This is a genomic window from Streptomyces mayteni, assembly GCF_054783955.1.
Window position 1 is genome coordinate 17,609 of sequence record NZ_BAAGPR010000085.1, and the last position, 15,738, is coordinate 33,346.

At 72.8% G+C, this 15,738-nt stretch carries 16 protein-coding genes; 7 read left to right on the forward strand and 9 right to left on the reverse strand.

Annotation, left to right across the window (positions count from 1 at the left end; genetic code table 11):
* Positions 1-5 precede the first annotated feature (5 nt).
* The 3 genes from ACYVPE_RS29095 to xseA form a co-directional block, all read right to left on the reverse strand.
* A complete protein-coding gene (locus tag ACYVPE_RS29095) occupies positions 6-602 on the reverse strand; it encodes a malonic semialdehyde reductase (protein WP_461036718.1) in 597 nt (198 codons plus the stop codon).
* 111 nt (positions 603-713) lie between these two features.
* On the reverse strand, positions 714-968 hold the full coding sequence (locus ACYVPE_RS29100) for an exodeoxyribonuclease VII small subunit (protein WP_461036719.1): 255 nt from the start codon (positions 966-968) through the stop codon (positions 714-716).
* Between the two features lie 29 nt (positions 969-997).
* Positions 998-2,221: an exodeoxyribonuclease VII large subunit gene (xseA, locus tag ACYVPE_RS29105; RefSeq protein ID WP_461036720.1), complete on the reverse strand. Its 1,224-nt coding sequence runs from the start codon at positions 2,219-2,221 to the stop codon at positions 998-1,000.
* Positions 2,222-2,302: 81 nt separating this feature from the next.
* Here xseA and ACYVPE_RS29110 point away from each other — a divergent pair, with 81 nt between their 5' ends.
* A complete protein-coding gene (locus ACYVPE_RS29110) occupies positions 2,303-3,310 on the forward strand; it encodes a 4-hydroxy-3-methylbut-2-enyl diphosphate reductase (protein WP_461036721.1) in 1,008 nt (335 codons plus the stop codon).
* A gap of 16 nt (positions 3,311-3,326) precedes the next feature.
* Here ACYVPE_RS29110 and ACYVPE_RS29115 read toward each other — a convergent pair whose 3' ends face one another.
* Positions 3,327-3,773, reverse strand: a complete 447-nt coding sequence (locus tag ACYVPE_RS29115; protein WP_461036722.1) for a DUF6542 domain-containing protein — start codon at positions 3,771-3,773, stop codon at positions 3,327-3,329.
* A gap of 248 nt (positions 3,774-4,021) precedes the next feature.
* Here ACYVPE_RS29115 and ychF point away from each other — a divergent pair, with 248 nt between their 5' ends.
* From ychF to ACYVPE_RS29140, 5 genes are all read left to right on the forward strand, one after another.
* Positions 4,022-5,110, forward strand: coding sequence for a redox-regulated ATPase YchF (ychF, locus tag ACYVPE_RS29120; RefSeq protein WP_461036723.1), 1,089 nt, complete (start codon positions 4,022-4,024; stop codon positions 5,108-5,110).
* 178 nt (positions 5,111-5,288) lie between these two features.
* On the forward strand, positions 5,289-5,570 hold the full coding sequence (locus ACYVPE_RS29125; protein ID WP_461036724.1) for a type II toxin-antitoxin system Phd/YefM family antitoxin: 282 nt from the start codon (positions 5,289-5,291) through the stop codon (positions 5,568-5,570).
* Positions 5,567-5,821 carry a Txe/YoeB family addiction module toxin gene (locus ACYVPE_RS29130; RefSeq protein WP_059013180.1) on the forward strand — a complete coding sequence of 85 codons (255 nt, stop codon included), beginning with the start codon at positions 5,567-5,569 and terminating at the stop codon, positions 5,819-5,821. The genes ACYVPE_RS29125 and ACYVPE_RS29130 overlap by 4 nt, the downstream gene beginning before the upstream one ends.
* Before the next feature lie 382 nt (positions 5,822-6,203).
* Positions 6,204-6,458: a hypothetical protein gene (locus ACYVPE_RS29135; protein ID WP_461036725.1), complete on the forward strand. Its 255-nt coding sequence runs from the start codon at positions 6,204-6,206 to the stop codon at positions 6,456-6,458.
* A 272-nt stretch (positions 6,459-6,730) separates the two neighbouring features.
* Positions 6,731-8,305, forward strand: a complete 1,575-nt coding sequence (locus ACYVPE_RS29140) for a S8 family peptidase (RefSeq protein ID WP_461036732.1) — start codon at positions 6,731-6,733, stop codon at positions 8,303-8,305.
* Positions 8,306-8,388: 83 nt separating this feature from the next.
* Here ACYVPE_RS29140 and ACYVPE_RS29145 read toward each other — a convergent pair whose 3' ends face one another.
* Complete coding sequence (locus tag ACYVPE_RS29145) at positions 8,389-9,318, reverse strand: cation diffusion facilitator family transporter (protein WP_461036726.1); 930 nt, start codon at positions 9,316-9,318, stop codon at positions 8,389-8,391.
* A 263-nt stretch (positions 9,319-9,581) separates the two neighbouring features.
* On the opposite strand from ACYVPE_RS29145, the gene ACYVPE_RS29150 reads away from it, so the two are divergent.
* Positions 9,582-10,334 carry a GntR family transcriptional regulator gene (locus tag ACYVPE_RS29150; RefSeq protein ID WP_461036727.1) on the forward strand — a complete coding sequence of 251 codons (753 nt, stop codon included), beginning with the start codon at positions 9,582-9,584 and terminating at the stop codon, positions 10,332-10,334.
* Positions 10,335-10,347: 13 nt separating this feature from the next.
* Here ACYVPE_RS29150 and ACYVPE_RS29155 read toward each other — a convergent pair whose 3' ends face one another.
* The 4 genes from ACYVPE_RS29155 to ACYVPE_RS29170 form a co-directional block, all read right to left on the reverse strand.
* A complete protein-coding gene (locus ACYVPE_RS29155) occupies positions 10,348-10,806 on the reverse strand; it encodes an SgcJ/EcaC family oxidoreductase (RefSeq protein WP_461036728.1) in 459 nt (152 codons plus the stop codon).
* A gap of 74 nt (positions 10,807-10,880) precedes the next feature.
* Positions 10,881-13,313: a SpoIIE family protein phosphatase gene (locus tag ACYVPE_RS29160; protein WP_461036729.1), complete on the reverse strand. Its 2,433-nt coding sequence runs from the start codon at positions 13,311-13,313 to the stop codon at positions 10,881-10,883.
* A 62-nt stretch (positions 13,314-13,375) separates the two neighbouring features.
* Positions 13,376-13,579: an SPOR domain-containing protein gene (locus ACYVPE_RS29165; RefSeq protein ID WP_461036730.1), complete on the reverse strand. Its 204-nt coding sequence runs from the start codon at positions 13,577-13,579 to the stop codon at positions 13,376-13,378.
* Between the two features lie 61 nt (positions 13,580-13,640).
* Complete coding sequence (locus tag ACYVPE_RS29170) at positions 13,641-15,410, reverse strand: TPM domain-containing protein (RefSeq protein ID WP_461036731.1); 1,770 nt, start codon at positions 15,408-15,410, stop codon at positions 13,641-13,643.
* Positions 15,411-15,738: the final 328 nt, after the last annotated feature.

A 15,738-nucleotide genomic window follows, 5' to 3' on the forward strand; every position in this document is an offset into this window, starting at 1 on the left:
CCGGCTCAGAGCGAGGTGACGGCCTCGTCGGCGCTCAGCCGCGGCTGCCGGGGCGCGAACGCCGACTCGGCGGGGTGGCCGATGTTCACCAGCACCAGCGAGCGCTGTCGACCGTCCCCGAAGAACTCCTTGTCGAGGCCGGCGGTGTCGAAGCCGGACATCGGGCCGGCCGCGAGCCCGGCCGCCCGCACGCCGAGCAGGAAGTAGCCGATCTGCAGCGCGGCGTTCAGCTCGGCCGACGCGGTGCGCCCCTCCGCGTCCCCCTCGAACTGGTCCTTGAGCGCCGGCTTCGCCGGGGCCAGCGTCGGCAGCTTCTCGTGGAAGCGCAGGTCGGCCGAGAGGATCGCGGTGACCGGGGCCTCGGCCGTCTGCCGCTGGTTGCCGGAGGCGACGTGCCGCAGCAGCCGCCGCTTGGCCTCCGGGCTGCGCACCAGCGTGATCCGCAGCGGCGAGGAGTTGAACGCGGTCGGCGCCAGCTTGATCAGGTCGTAGACCGCCGCGACCTGCTCGTCGGTCACCGGCTCGTCGGTGAAGGCACGGGCTGTGTGCGCCCCGTGGAAGAGCAGGTCCTGGGCGGTGGGGTGGAGCGCGAGGCTGGTCATTCGGGGCGTGCCTTTCGGAGGGCGGCGCTGGGGGAGAGCGCCGGGTGGTCGAGCTGGGGCGCACGGTCGGCGCTGGCCGCACGCCCACGGCAACCGACCACTCAGAGCGGCTTATTCCCCGGCGCCCTCGGCCGCCTCCCGCCCGGCCGCGCCCTCGCCCTCCGCGATCGCCGCGTCGAGCCTGGCCCTGGCGCCCTCCAGCCAGTGGCCGCAGATCCGCGCCAGCTCCTCGCCGCGCTCCCAGAGCGCCAGCGACTCCTCGAGCGTCACGCCGCCGGCCTCCAGCCGCCGCACGACGTCGACCAGCTCGTCCCGCGCCTGCTCGTAGCCGAGCGCCGCGCCGGCGCCACCCTCCGCTTCCGTCATGTCCGCCACCCTATGTCCCGCCTCTCCGCCTACGCCTCGCTCGCCGACTCACCGACCGTGACCCGGAAGGTGCCGTCGGCCACCCTGGCCCGCAGCTCCTCGCCGGCCGTGACCTCGCCCACCGCGCGCACCGCCGCGCCGTCCGCGCGCTGCAGCACCGCGTAGCCCCGCCGCAGCGTGGCCGCGGGGGAGAGCGCCACCACCCGCGCCCTGGTGTGCTCCAGATCGCCGGCCGCCCGGTCCACCACATGCCGCAGCGTGCGCCGGGAGCGCTCGAGCAGCGCCGTGAGCTCCTCCTGGCGCCCGTCCACCATCCGGTGCGGGTGCGCCATCGAGGGACGGGTGCGCGCCGCGGCCAGGCCGCGCTCCTCCCGGTCGATCAGCGAGCCGAGCACCCGCCGGCCCCGGTCCCGCAACTGCCGCATCCGCAGCAGCTCCTCGCCCACGTCGGGCACGACGCGCTTCGCCGCGTCCGTCGGGGTGGAGGCCCGCACGTCGGCCACCAGGTCGAGCAGCGGGGAGTCGGGCTCGTGGCCGATCGCCGAGACGACCGGGGTGCGGCACTCGGCCACCGCCCGCACCAACGCCTCGTCGGAGAACGGCAGCAGGTCCTCCACGCTGCCGCCGCCCCGGGCCACCACGATCACGTCGACCGCCGGATCCGCGTCCAACGCCTGGACGGCGTCGATCACCTGGGGCACCGCGTGCACGCCCTGCACCGCCACGTTGCGCACCGCGAACCGCACCGCGGGCCAGCGCAGCCGCGCGTTCTCCAGCACGTCGCGCTCGGCCGCCGAGGCGCGGCCCGTCACCAACCCGACGCACCCGGGCAGGAACGGCAGCGGCCGCTTCCGCTCGGCCGCGAACAACCCCTCGGCGGTGAGCGCCCGCTTGAGCCGGTCGAGGCGGAGCAGCAGCTCGCCCACGCCCACCGCGCGGATCTCGGCCGCCCGCAGCGACAACTCGCCGCGCGGCGCGTACCACTCGGGCTTGCCGAACACCACCACCCGCGCGCCCTCGGTTATCACGTCCGACACCCGGTCGAACACGCCGCGATAACAGGTGACTCGGAGCGAGACATCCTGCGCCGGGTCGCGCAGCGTGAGAAAGACCACCCCGAACCCGGGCCGGCGGCTCAGCTGGGTGATCTGGCCCTCCACCCACACCGCGCCCAGGCGTTCGACCCAACTTCCGATCAGGCGGCTCACCTCGCCGACCGGGATCGGCTCCTCCGCCGTCGTCTGCACAGCCATGCGCCCACGCTATCGTCGGCCACCGACAACGGGTCCCGAGGAGCCGACGGGGCTGTCCTAGCTGCCCCGTACGATAGGCGCATGGTCGACCCGTCTGACACCAGCCGCCGCGTCCTTCTCGCCGCCCCCCGTGGATACTGCGCGGGCGTGGACCGGGCCGTGATCGCCGTCGAGCGCGCCCTCGAGCAGTACGGGGCGCCCATCTACGTGCGCCACGAGATCGTGCACAACAAGTACGTGGTGCGGATGCTGGAGCGGAAGGGCGCCATCTTCGTCGACGAGACGTCCGAGGTGCCGCGCGGCGAGATCGTGATCTTCTCGGCCCACGGCGTCGCCCCCGAGGTGCACCGGGAGGCCGAGCGTGGCGGTCTCGCCACCGTCGACGCCACCTGCCCGCTGGTCACCAAGGTCCACAAGGAGGCCGTCCGCTTCGCCAAGGACGACTACGAGATCCTGCTCATCGGCCACCAGGGCCACGAGGAGGTCGTCGGCACCAGCGGCGAGGCGCCCGACCACATCACGCTGGTCGACGGCCCGCAGGAGGCGGAGCGGGTCGAGGTCAAGGACCCGTCCCGGGTGGTCTGGCTCTCCCAGACGACCCTCTCGGTCGACGAGACCATGGAGACCGTCGACGCGCTCAAGCGTCGCTTCCCCCTGCTGAACGACCCGCCGAGCGACGACATCTGCTACGCCACGCAGAACCGGCAGACCGCGATCAAGCAGGTCGCCACCGACGCGGAGCTGGTGCTCGTGGTCGGCTCCCGGAACTCGTCCAACTCGGCGCGGATGGTCGAGGTGGCGCTCGGCGCCGGCGCCGACGCCGCCTACCTGGTGGACAACGCGGACGAGATCGACGAGGCATGGCTGGCCGGCGTGACCACGGTCGGGCTCTCCTCCGGCGCCTCGGTCCCCGAACTGCTGGTGGACGGCGTCCTGGCCTGGCTGGCCGAGCGCGGCTACGGCCAGGTCGACGTCGTGCAGCCGATGCGGGAGAGCATCCAGTTCTCGCTCCCGAAGGAGCTGCGCCGCGACCTGCGCGCCGAGGCGGACGAACACCGCGTCGAGGCCAACGCCGGCGCGCGGTCCTGACCCTGGGGCGAGTGTCCTAGCGGTCGCCCGCCGCCGCGCGCCGGACCGCGCGCCGGCCGATCAGCCGGAGGCCGGAGCGGGTCAGTGTGATGGCGCAGGCCGTCATCGTGCCCGCGAAGACCCAGGGCGCGCTGAGCGCCAGGTCCGTCACGGTCTCCAGCAGGCCCCTGGTGGTCAGCAGCCCGATGGCGAACGCGATCGGCGCCGCGACCGGGGCGCAGATCAGGTCGGTCGGCCGCACCCAGAGCGAGACGGCCGCCGCCGTGATGACGAACAGCACCCCGTAGCAGGTCGGCGCCCCACCGAGCAGCTCGCAGAACCAGGCGGCGGCGATCATCGACACCACCGCGAGCACCCCGCAGCCGAGCCCGGTGAGCCGCGCCCTCGGCAGCCGCCGCCCCGGGCGTGGCCGGTGCCCGGCCGCCGGCGCCCGCCCGGCCGGCCTGGGCACCCTTGCCCGCACCGCGGCCTCCACGTGGTGCCGAGGGTGACGAGTTGTGTGCGTAGTGTGATCCACGGCACCAAGGTAATGCGGCGAAGGCGGTGAAAAGGGCGATGGACACGCTTGCGGCCCATATGACAGTCGGTCGACCGGTCACCCGCGGGGGGAGTCGGCGCGGGGCGCGCCCGTAGACTGGTTCTTCGGCCCACGCCTCATCGGCCCATGGCCGCCGGCCCACCGTCCACGCTTTCACGTCCGGGAAGTCTCACGTGTCGCTCACGATCGGAATCGTCGGCCTGCCGAACGTCGGCAAGTCGACCCTGTTCAACGCCCTGACGAAGAACGACGTCCTGGCGGCCAACTACCCCTTCGCCACCATCGAGCCCAACATCGGCGTCGTCGGGGTGCCCGACCCGCGGCTGGCGAAGCTCGGCGAGCTCTTCGGCTCGCAGCGGCTCCTGCCGGCCACGGTCGACTTCGTGGACATCGCCGGCATCGTGCGCGGCGCCAGCGAGGGCGAGGGCCTGGGCAACAAGTTCCTGCACCACATCCGCGAGTCGGACGCGATCTGCCAGGTCATCCGGGCGTTCAAGGACGAGAACGTGGTCCACGTCGACGGCAAGGTCTCGCCGAAGAGCGACATCGAGACCATAAACACCGAGCTGATCCTCGCCGACCTACAGACCGTCGAGAAGGTCCTGCCCCGGCTCCAGAAGGAAGCCAGGATCAAGAAGGACCGGCAGCCGGTCGTCGCCGCCATCGAGTCGGCCAAGGCCATCCTGGAGGACGGCCGCACCCTCTTCTCTGCCGGCATCGCCCAGGGCACCGAGGCGGCCGAGCCGCTGCACGAGCTCCACCTGCTGACGGTCAAGCCCTTCCTCTACGTCTTCAACGTGGACGAGGACGAACTCACGGACGAGGCGTTCAAGTCCGAGCAGCGCGCGCTCGTCGCCCCCGCCGAGGCGATCTTCCTCAACGCCAAGCTGGAGGCGGACCTCGCCGAGCTCGACGAGGACGAGGCCCTCGAACTGCTCCAGACCGTCGGCCAGCAGGAGCCCGGCCTTGCCACCCTGGCCCGGGTCGGCTTCGACACCCTCGGCCTCCAGACCTACCTCACCGCCGGCCCGAAGGAGGCCAGGGCCTGGACCATCGCCAAGGGCGCCACGGCCCCCGAGGCGGCCGGTGTCATCCACACCGACTTCCAGAAGGGCTTCATCAAGGCCGAGGTCATCTCCTACGAGGACCTGCTGGACGCCGGCTCCGTCGCCGACGCCAGGTCCCGTGGCAAGGCCCGCATGGAGGGCAAGGACTACGTGATGCGCGACGGCGACGTGGTGGAGTTCCGCTTCAACGTGTGACCGTTCGACTACCTTGAGCTAGATTGATCTGTCAAATGCGCAGGTCGAACGGGGCTCGCCGCTCCTGAGGCGAGCCCCGTTCTCCTTTCCGTGCTGACCTGGGTGCTGACTTTCCGCCCCGCCCGCCCTCTACCCGGTGGTACGCTATGTGGTACCACTCTTGAAGGGGGTTCCGTCGATGTCGATCACTGCCAGCGAGGCGCGCAAGGCTCTCTTCCCGTTGATTAAGAAGGTCAACGACGATCACGAGGCCATCGAGATCGTCTCCAAGCACGGGAACGCCGTACTCGTCTCGGCTGAGGACTACGCAGCCCTGCGTGAAGGCTCCTACCTGCTGCGCTCGCCGGCCAACGCCCGCCGGCTGCTCAAGGCGTACGAGAACGCGCTTGGTGACATGGGGCTCTCCGAGCGGGAGCTCATCGACCCTGATGCGTCGGGCGCCGAGAAGGGTGCCGCGTGAGGCTCGTCTTCGAAGAGGGCGGCTGGGAGGACTACACGTCCTGGCTTAAGAACGACCGCAAGATGCTCGCGCGGATCAACAAGCTCATCGAGGACGTCCTGCGGGACCCGTTCACCGGGATCGGCAAGCCCGAGCCGCTGAAGTACCACCTGCCTGGGGCCTGGTCGCGGCGGATCGATGACGAACATCGCCTCGTCTATCTCGTCACGGACCGGGAGATCATCATCCTGGCGGCCCGCTACCACTACTGATTCCGGTTGGGTGCGTGCTCGTGCGGGTTCTGTGCTGACTTCATTCGCCGAGTGGAACGCTTTTTGCGGTGCGTGGTGGGCAGCGCGGGGGTTCAATTCCCCATGTCACCGAGCAGCTCAGCACAGCGCACAGGTGACCGTGCATCGCGCACAGCACATCACCACGTGCAGATCCGGGACCGGTGAGGGTGGGTTCGGGGATTCCGCCTCCCCACGGAGTGAGGTGACCGGCCCGTGCCGCCGGCGTGCGCGGGGGGCGTGTGGGCGTCGGGGTCACCTATTTCGGTCGGTGACCTGCGGTTCGGGGCCGGGAACAGGCAGGGTACTGGCCCGCGTGAGTCCGGCCAGGCGTGTCTCTTCCTTCTCGTGGATGGGATCTCTCATGTCTCCTCTCTATGACTGGCTGGCCAGCCTCTGGCGGACGTTCGTGCCCTACGCCGTCTCGTGGACCGCGGTGCAGGCGGCGCGGGTCGGTGTCGAGCTCGACAACGCGACGGTGACCTCCGCGCTGACGGCGGCCGCCGGTACCACCTACTACGGCGTGGTGCGCTACGCGGAGCAGCGGCTCGGCTCGCACTGGGGCTGGTTGCTCGGTCTCGCCCGCCCACCGTCCTACTCGCGCACGGCCGAGGGGTGACGGCGGCGCCCGGCGTCCCGTCGCGAGCCGGGGCGGGCGCCGGGCGTTGCACGGGGGAGGTCGGATGTCCAGACCAGATCCGGCAGTTCACAAGCGAAACTGATGCTTCACCAGCATTTCGCGCCCGTGACGGATCCCGGGGAACTCTTGTCAATCCCTTCACGGAGGCGGACCATTCGAGATGTGGTCATGCCCACGGCAATCGATCCGGTCGATTGTCATGGGCATGCCTTTCTGCTGTGTGTGCGCACCACTGATCAGGAGGAACCTTGATAGCAGTGACGCGAACTCCCCGCCGCTCGCGGCTCGGCGGCACGGTGGCCACCGCCGCCCTGCTCGCCCTCGGGATCGGCGCGGCCCTCCCGGCGACGGCGCAGGCCGACGAGCCGGTCGGCGTGATCGACAACCTCGGTGCCGACGACACCATCCAGGACAGCTTCATCGTGGTCCTGGAGGACGGCGGTTTCTCGGCCACCTCGGAGGGGGCCGACGAGCTTGCGGAGAGACACGACGCCGAGGTGACGGACGTCTACCGGTACGCGCTCAACGGCTTCGCGGCGGAGATGAGCGAGCAGGACGCCCTGGAGCTGGCGGCCGAGCCGGGCGTCAAGGAGGTCGTGCAGAACCAGCGGATCGAGCTGGCCGACACCCAGCCCAACCCGCCCTCCTGGGGCCTCGACCGGATCGACCAGGCCGACCTGCCGCTGGACGCCGGCTTCACCTACGCCAACGAGGGCGAGGGGGTGACGGCCTACATCATCGACACCGGGGTGCGCCTCACCCACCAGCAGTTCGAGGGCCGGGCCAGGTTCGGCTTCGACTACTGGAACCAGGGCGCCGCGGACGGGCACGGCCACGGCACCCACGTGGCCGGCACGGTCGCCGGCGCCAGCTACGGCGTGGCCAAGGCGGCCGAGATCGTGGCCGTCCGGGTGCTCGACAACTCCGGCGGCGGCACGACCGCCAGCGTGGTCGGCGGCATCGACTGGGTCACCGGCGACGCCGACGGTCCCTCCGTCGCCAACATGAGCCTTGGCGGCGGCGTCGACACCGTCCTGGACGCGGCGGTCCGCAACTCGGTCGCCGCCGGCGTCACCTACGCCGTCGCGGCCGGCAACAACTACGGCGCCGACGCCAGCACCCGCTCGCCGGCCCGGGTCTCCGAGGCCATCACGGTGGGGTCGAGCACCAGGACCGACGCCCGCTCCGACTTCTCCAACGTCGGCTCCGTGGTGGACATCTTCGCGCCCGGCTCCGACATCGCCTCGGCCTGGGCCACCAGCGACACCGCGACCAACACCATCTCGGGCACCTCGATGGCGACCCCGCACGTCGCGGGCGCCGCCGCGCTCTACCTGGCCGAGAACCCGGCGGCGACCCCGGCCGAGGTCTCGGACGCGCTGGTGAACAACGCGATCTGGAACCGGCTCTCCGGCATCCCGGGGAACACCGTCAACGCCCTGCTGCACGTGGGCGACGAGGGCAGCGGCCCGCCCGCGCCGCCCTCGGGGCCGCGGTTCGGCAACACCACCCAGGTGCCGATCAACGACAACTCCACCTCGACCTCCACGATCGCCGTGACCGGCGTCGGCACCCTGACCGGCGCCTTCCAGGTGGAGGTGCACATCGTGCACACCTACATCGGTGACCTGGTGGTGGACGCGATCTCGCCTGACGGCACGGTGCGGAACCTGCACAACCGCAGCGGTGGCGGCACGGACAACCTCGACGGCGTCTTCACCTTCAACGGTGCCGGCGTCGCGGCCGACGGCACCTGGACGCTGCGGATCAGCGACAACGCGGGCGCCGACGTGGGCTACCTGAGCTCCTGGGCCCTGCAGTTCTGACGACCTGAGGGACCGCGGTCCACAACCGCCGAGGGCCCGTGCCGTCTCCGGCACGGGCCCTCGGGCGTGGGGGCGTTCGACGCTCAGCCGGCGGCCGGCGCGGGCTCCCGGTAGATGTCGGGCTCCAGATAGATCACCCGGGCGATCGGCACCGCCTCGCGGATCCTGGCCTCGGCGCCGTTGATCGCGTCGGCGACCTCGCCGGCGTCGTCACCGCGCTGGACGGCGATCTTGGCGGCGACCAGCAGCTCGTCGGGGCCGAGGTGCAGGGTCCGCATGTGGATGACCCGGGTGACGGTGTCGCCGTCCACGATGGCCGCGCGGATCCGCTTCACGGAGTCGGGACCGGCGGCCTCGCCGAGCAGCAGCGACTTGGTCTCGATGGCCAACACGATCGCGATGACGACCAGCAGCACGCCGATGCACAGCGTGCCGACGCCGTCCCAGACGCCGTCCCCGGTGGCCAGCGACATCAGCACGCCGCCGAGCGCCAGGACGAGGCCGAGCAGCGCGCCCAGGTCCTCAAGCACGATCACCGGCAGCTCGGGCGCCTTGGCGGTGCGGATGAACTGGATCCAGGACTGGTCGCCGCGCACCGCGTTGGACTCCACGATCGCGGTCCTGAACGAGAAGCCCTCGGCGATGATGGCGAACACCAGCACGCCGACCGGCCAGTACCAGTGCTCGAGTTCGTGCGGGTGCCGGATCTTCTCCACGCCCTCGTAGAGCGCGAAGACGCCGCCGATGGAGAACAGCACGATGGCGACCAGGAAGGCGTAGATGTAGCGCTCCCGGCCATAGCCGAACGGATGCTCCTCGTTGGCCGCGCGCTTGGCGCGCCGGCCGCCGAGCAGCAGCAGCGCCTGGTTGCCCGAGTCCGCCATCGAGTGCACGCCCTCGGCGAGCATGGACGACGAGCCGCTGAACGCGGCCGCCGTGAACTTGGCAACCGCGATAGCGAGGTTCGCCGACAAAGCGGCGACGATCGCCTTGGTTCCCCCTGACGCGCTCATGCTTGCTCGTGGTCCCTTCCGTCACTGGGTGATCGGCTCGTTCGGACCTTCGTCCGACCTTCAGGGCGCACATTCTTGCACCGCACGCCCCTCCGCCTCAGGGGTCCCGCCAGACGGGGGCCGACGTGGGGTGATTGTCCCGGGACGGGGCCATCGTCATCACTTCGAGTGAAACTTTGGCCGTCTCTTGCGATTGGCGACGCTCTGTTGTCAAGCTGTTGCCGATTGTCAACACGAGACGGGAGCATCCCTGGGAGGGGCCTGTGCCGTTCGGTGAGCAGCCCGCATATCTCCGCGTCGCGGAGGACCTCAGACAGCAGATCGACGACGGCAGCCTGCCGCCGCACACCAGGTTGCCCTCGCAGGCCACGATCCGCGCCACCTACGGCGTCTCCGACACGGTGGCGCTCGAGGCCAGAAAGGTCCTGATGGCCGAGGGCCTGGTGGAGGGGAGATCCGGATCGGGCACCTACGTCAGGGAGCGGCCGGCGCCGCGCACCATCGCCCGCAGCGGCTACCGCACGCTCGGCGACTGCTCGGCCTTCCGGCAGGAACAGACGGACGAGCGGGTGCGCGGCACCTGGGAGGGGCACAGCGAGCGGGTCGAAGCGCCGCCCGCCGTGGCGGAGCGGCTGCGGATCGAGGCGGGGGAGCAGGTGATGTGCACCCACTACGTGTTCCGCACCGGCAGCGAGCCGGTGATGCTGTCCACGTCCTGGGAGCCGCTGCGGATCACCGGCCGCACCCCGGTGATGCTGCCCGAGCAGGGCCCGTTGGCCGGCCGGGGGGTGGTGGAGCGGATGGCCGCCATCGATGTCACGGTGGACAACGTGGCGGAGGAGGTCGGCGCCAGGCCGGCGCTGGCCGCCGAGGCCCGGGTGCTCGGCGGGCTGCCGGGGCATCCGGTGCTGGTGGTCCACCGCACCTTCCGGGCCGGCAGCCTGCCGGTGGAGACGGCGGAGGTGGTGGTTCCGGCCGACCGCTTCCGGGTCGGCTACCACCTCCCCGTGCGGTAGCGCGCCAGGACCGCTACCGCTCGGGGGCGAAGACCGGCCGGCCCGCCCCGCCGGTCTCCACCTCGTCGTCCGGCACGCCGATGTTCTGGCAGGCGGTCAGCCGCCACTGCCCGCCCTCCTTCGCCATGACCCACAGCGGCGAGCCCACGTCGGGTCCTTCGGGTGTCCGGTACAGCTGGCGCAGCTTGACGGCCGCGACGTCGGGCCGGATGAACAGCACGTGCTCCAGCTCGAAGGTGACCGTGGTGTCCCGCATCGCGCCGGGGAGCACCTGGTGGGTGAAGGCCGAGATCTCGTCGAGGCCGAAGAGGCGCTTGCCGCCGCCCGTGGTCCAGATCGCGTCGGCCCTGAACAGGCGGAGGAAGTCGTCAGGGCGCTCGTTGTTCTGCGCGTGCTCGACCGCGGCGACCAGCTGCCTGATCGCCGCCAGCTCGGCCTCGTGGCTCGCCGTCGCGGAGTTCGTGGTGTCCATGCGACCACCCTGCGACTTCAAGCCCCCTTGAGGTCAAGGCGGCCCGGGCCGGCCCGGCCTACCACCGTCGGGGACTACCGCTCGGGGAGGGCGAGTTCGAACCAGAAGGCGTGGCCGATGGGGCCGTGCCTGGTGCCCCAGCGGCGGGCCTGGTGGGCGGCGAGCAGCAGTTCGCCGTCGTCCTGGCCCAGGGGGCCGCCGGCCGGCGCGCTCACCTCGATCATCAGCGAGGCGCCGTGCACCATCCGCACGGCCACGGGCTCGTCCGGGTGTTCCATCGCGCCGGCCACCAGCCGGTCGACCAGCCGCAGGGCCGGGTCGGTCAGGCTGCCGAGCGCCCAGTCGCGCAGCTGTCCGGCGACCGTCTCGCCGACGGTCGGCAGCAGCGCCGGGTCGGCGGGGAAGCTCCAGTCGGCGACCCGGTCGGCCGGCAGGCTCCCGAGCCGGGCCGCGAGCAGCGCCACGTCGTCCGACTCCTGGCCGCCGGCCGCCGCCGGCAACCGCTCGATCACCGCGTCGCAGATCCCCTCGAGCGACACCTCGGGCCCGGTCAGTTCGCCGAGCAGCGCGCACAGCGAGTCCACCCCGGCGGTGATGTCGCGGTCCCTGGTCTCGACCAGGCCGTCCGTGTAGAGCACCAGGACCGAGCCCTCCGGCACCCCGATCCGCACCTCCTCGAACGGCACCCCCTCCACGCCGAGCGGCGCCCCGGACGGCAGGTCGAGCTGGCTGGCGGCCCAGCGGCCCGTCGCCGGATCCGGGTGGATCAACACCGGGGGGAGATGGCCGGCCTTGGCCAGCGTGCACTGCCGGCTGAGCGGGTCGTACTCGGCGTAGAGGCAGGTGGCCATCAGCGGATCGGAGAGGCGCGGGGCGATGTCGCGGCCGGCGTCGTTGAGCCGGCTCAGCAGGTGGGCGGGGCGCAGGTCGAGCGCGGCCAGGGTGCGCACCGCCGTCCGCAGCCGGCCCATGGCGGCCGCGGCGTGCAGCCCGTGCCCGGTGGCGTCGCCCACCACGAACGCCACCCGGCCGCCGACCAGCGGGATCACGTCGAACCAGTCGCCGCCGATCTCCGTGCCCCGGCTGCCGGGCACATAGCGGTGGGCGAACTGGACGCCCGGCTGCTCGGGCAGCGTCTGGGGGAGCAGGCTGCGCTGGAGGGTGAGCGCGGCGTCCCGCTCCCTGGCGTAGAGGCGGGCGTTGTCCAGGGTGATCCCGGCCCTGGCGGTCAGCTCCATGGCCAGCGCCAGGTCGTCGCGGTCGAAGGCGCGACGGTCGCCGCTGCGGGTGACCACCAGCAGCCCGAGCACCGTGCCGCGGGCCCGGAGCGGCACGGTGATCAGCGAGTTGACGTCCAGTTCGCGGAGCACCGAGGCGACGTTCGGGTCGCCGGCCGTGGCGGCCAGCAACTCGGTTCTGGTCTCGCCGAGATAGGGGACGCCGGTGTCGAGCACCGGCCGCAGGAAGGGCGCGTTCGGTTCGAAGCTGCCGTCCTGCTCGCTCCGGCGCAGGCGTGAGTCGAGCGCCGGCGGGTGGGCGCGGCTCGCGAAGCCGATCTGGGAGAGCGGCCCGCTGGCCCGCTCGTGCGCGGTGGGCGGCTCCCCGCCGGCCACGACGCCGGACAGCAGTTCGACGCCCGCCAGGTCCGCGAACCTGGGTACCAGGGCGTTGGCCAGCGTCTCGCCGATCCGCCGCACGTCGAGCAGGTCGGCGATGGCGCCGCCGACGTCGTCCAACAGTGCCAGCCGCTGCCTCGCCCGCTCGATCTTCCCCTCGACGTCCCGGCGCTCGGTGATGTCCAGGATGATGTTGACGACGCCGAGGGGCCGGCCGGCGCGGTCGGTGAGCCGGCCCATGGACACCGAGCGGGCCCCCAGCCCGTCGGGCGAGCTGATCACCAGGTCGGTCACCGGCTCCCCGGTGCGAAGCACCTCCCGTTGCAGGCCGTGGATCCGCCTGGCCATCTCGGGCGGCAGCACGTCGAGCACCGTCCGGCCGAGGAGCTCGGCCACCGGGATGCCGCCGAGCCTGGCCAGCGCGTCGTTGACCCGGACGTAGCGCTGCTCGGCGTCGAAGACGGCGATGCCCAGCGGGGAGGCCGTGAACAGCCCGTCGAGCGCGGCGAGGCTCTGCTCTACGGCCTCGTAGCGGGCGTTCTCCAGGAGAATGGCCAGAACGCGCGGGACACTGCCCGGGTCCGGGAACAGTTCGGCCCGACAGCGGAGTTCGACGGTGTGGCCGTCCCGGTGGCACACGGCCAGCCGGCCGTTCCAGGTGCGCCTGGCCAACAGCGCGCGCAGCACGTCACGGCCCGGAGCGGGGCGCTCGGCCGGGAGCAGGTCGGCGAGTGACCGGCCGACCGTCGCAGCGGCGTCCCAGCCGAGGATCTCCTCCGCCTTCGGACCCCAGAACAGGATCCGGCCACGGATGTCCAACATGACCATGCCCACGTGCAGCGACCCACGGCGCGCGTGGTCGGCGCTCCGGCTGCCGGGTTCAGTGCTCACGCTCCGCGCCCCCGTCGGTGGGTGGTCCGGAAGATCCCTTCCACCCGATTATGTCCGCGGGGTCAGAGGTGTGCGCGGGTCGCCGGCTCCACCCGCTCGACCACGTAGTGGGCCGATTCCTCCGCCGTGCCCGCGCCGGCGCTCATCCGGAGGCGCTGGATGAGTCGTTGTGCCTCGGCGCGCGTGGCGCAGTGGCCTATTCGGTAACGGCCACCGTTCTCCTCCTGCCGGATCACCTGCCACGGCTGCAGGTTGGTCCCGTTCATTCATCACCCCCCATCTGCATATGCCAGACCATACGCCAGCGTGTCACCGATCGAACAGAGATCAGGCCACCGGCCCCGATTCGCCGGTGTCGCGCAGGGCCAACGCGCGCCCCTCGACGGCCAGCGCGTCCACCCGCCTGGCGATCGGCAGCGCCGTCGCCGGGTCGTTGTGCGCCACCCCCCAGGACCGCTCCAGCAGGTGAGCGGCCTGCGCCAGACGGGTGCGGGCCGCCGTGCCGACCGACTCGCGGTGCGCGGTGAGATGGTCCTGCGCGGCGGCCAGCGCGGCCGCCGCCGTCAGCAGCGCCTGCTCGAACATCGAACGGGCCCTGCGGTTGCGGTCCTCCCGCTCCCGCCGGGACGCCAGGGCGGACGCCAGCCCGGCGTCCGCCTCGCCCAGCCGGCGGAGCGCGCCGAACGGGTCGCCGGCCGCCGTCGCGCGGGCCTCGGCCAGGGCGGCGTCGGCGCGTGCCGACGCGTCGCGCAGCGCGTGCTCGCTCCCCGCCTCACGCAGGTCGGCCTCCGTCTCCAGCGCCGCCTCCGCGAACACCGTGGCGGCCCGCTCCACCTCGTCGGCCCACCTGGCCACCCCGTCCACCAGCAGGCCGGCCCCGGCCAGCGGGGCCGCCGCCGCGGCCGGACCCTCCCGGTGCAGCAACTCGGCCCCGCGCGCCAACCTGGCCCGCGCCGCCGCCGGATGCCCGGCTACCGGCGCGACGGCGTCCGCGCCGAACCGCTCCACCAGCCGACGCAGCGTCCCCTCGGCCGCCTCGATCCGGCCGGGCAGCTCCGTCACCCCGGCCCGCACCGCCGCCTCGTCCACCTCGGGCCGCGACGCCGCCAGCCGCTCGCCGGCCTGCGCGCAGCGGAGCTCGATCTCCTCGAGCAGCCGGCGCCGCTCCAGATCGTTCCGCTCCAGCGCCGGCTCGTCGAGCCGGAAACGGATCCGCAGCGCCTCCGCCGTTCGGGTGGCGGCCTCCCCGAGGTCCGCGGGCGGGGCGCCTTGCGCGAACGCGTACGCCTCGGCCCGGGCGCGGACCGTGTCGTCCGTCTCGATCAGCAGGCCGCGGGCCCGCCGGTCGAGCTCCGTCAACGACGGCTCGTGGGACTGGGTGGGCGGCTCCGTCGACCGCCCCGACCAGCGCAGCGGCACCATCCGGTACCTGGCCCGCAGCCCGCGGCCGCGCAGCCCGCGCACCACCAGGTACCCGACCACCAGGACCAGCGCGGCGACCAGCGCGAGCGGCAACACGACGACGGTCGCGCCGCCGCTTCCCGCCGCGACCCCGTCCCCCACCTCGGGCCGCAGCCGGTGCACCGGCACCGGCTGGTCGCCCGTCACCGCCGCGTACCCGTCGGCGGCGCCGATCGCCGCCCCCGCCCAGTCGCCGAGGCGCAGCGCCGGCCGGATCGCCAGGGCCTCGACGCGGGTCAGCTGCGCGGCGGACAGCCCGGAGTGGACGTCGGCGGAGACCGCGTGCCGGCGGTCGTGGGTACCGATCGCCAGCAGCAGATCGCGCTGCCCGAGCCCGTTGCGGTGGACGACGGCGTCGGTCCAGGACTGGGCCTCGTGGCCGGAGAAGTCGCGCACGTACGCCACGTGGAGCTGCGGCCGCGTCCGCTCCTCCAGGCCCGCCAGGGCGTGCTCCACCTCCCCGTCGCGCCCGGCCAGCGCCCCGGCGTGGTCGGCCACATGGCCGGCCTCGTCCAGATCCACGGTGTCCTCGACGGGGGCGGTGGGTTGGGCGGCGGGGGCGAGCGTCGCGGCGAGCGCGGCGAGTGTGGCCGCGAGCGTGGCCGCGACGCCGGCCCAGCGGGCTGCGTGACGCATCGGGCCCACCTCCTCCACGATCCCGACGGTAAGTGGTGGGGGTGGGCCCTGCGCGGTGGGTGCGGCCGGGGGGTTTTCCCCCACCCACCCGCCCTTTCCGCTGCCGCGCTTCGCGCGGGGGTGCGCGCTGCGCGCGGGCGGTGGCCCGCGGGGGCCCAACGAGGCGGCTTCGCCGCCGTTGGGCCCTTGCGGCCGTGCTGGCCTGCGGCCGTGCTGGCCTGCGGCCGTGCTGGCCTGCGGCCGTGCCGCGCCCACCCACCCGCCCTCGCGGGTGGCTTGCGCGGCAGCGGGCCTGCGGCCCGGCGGCGTAGCCGCCGTGGGCCGGGCC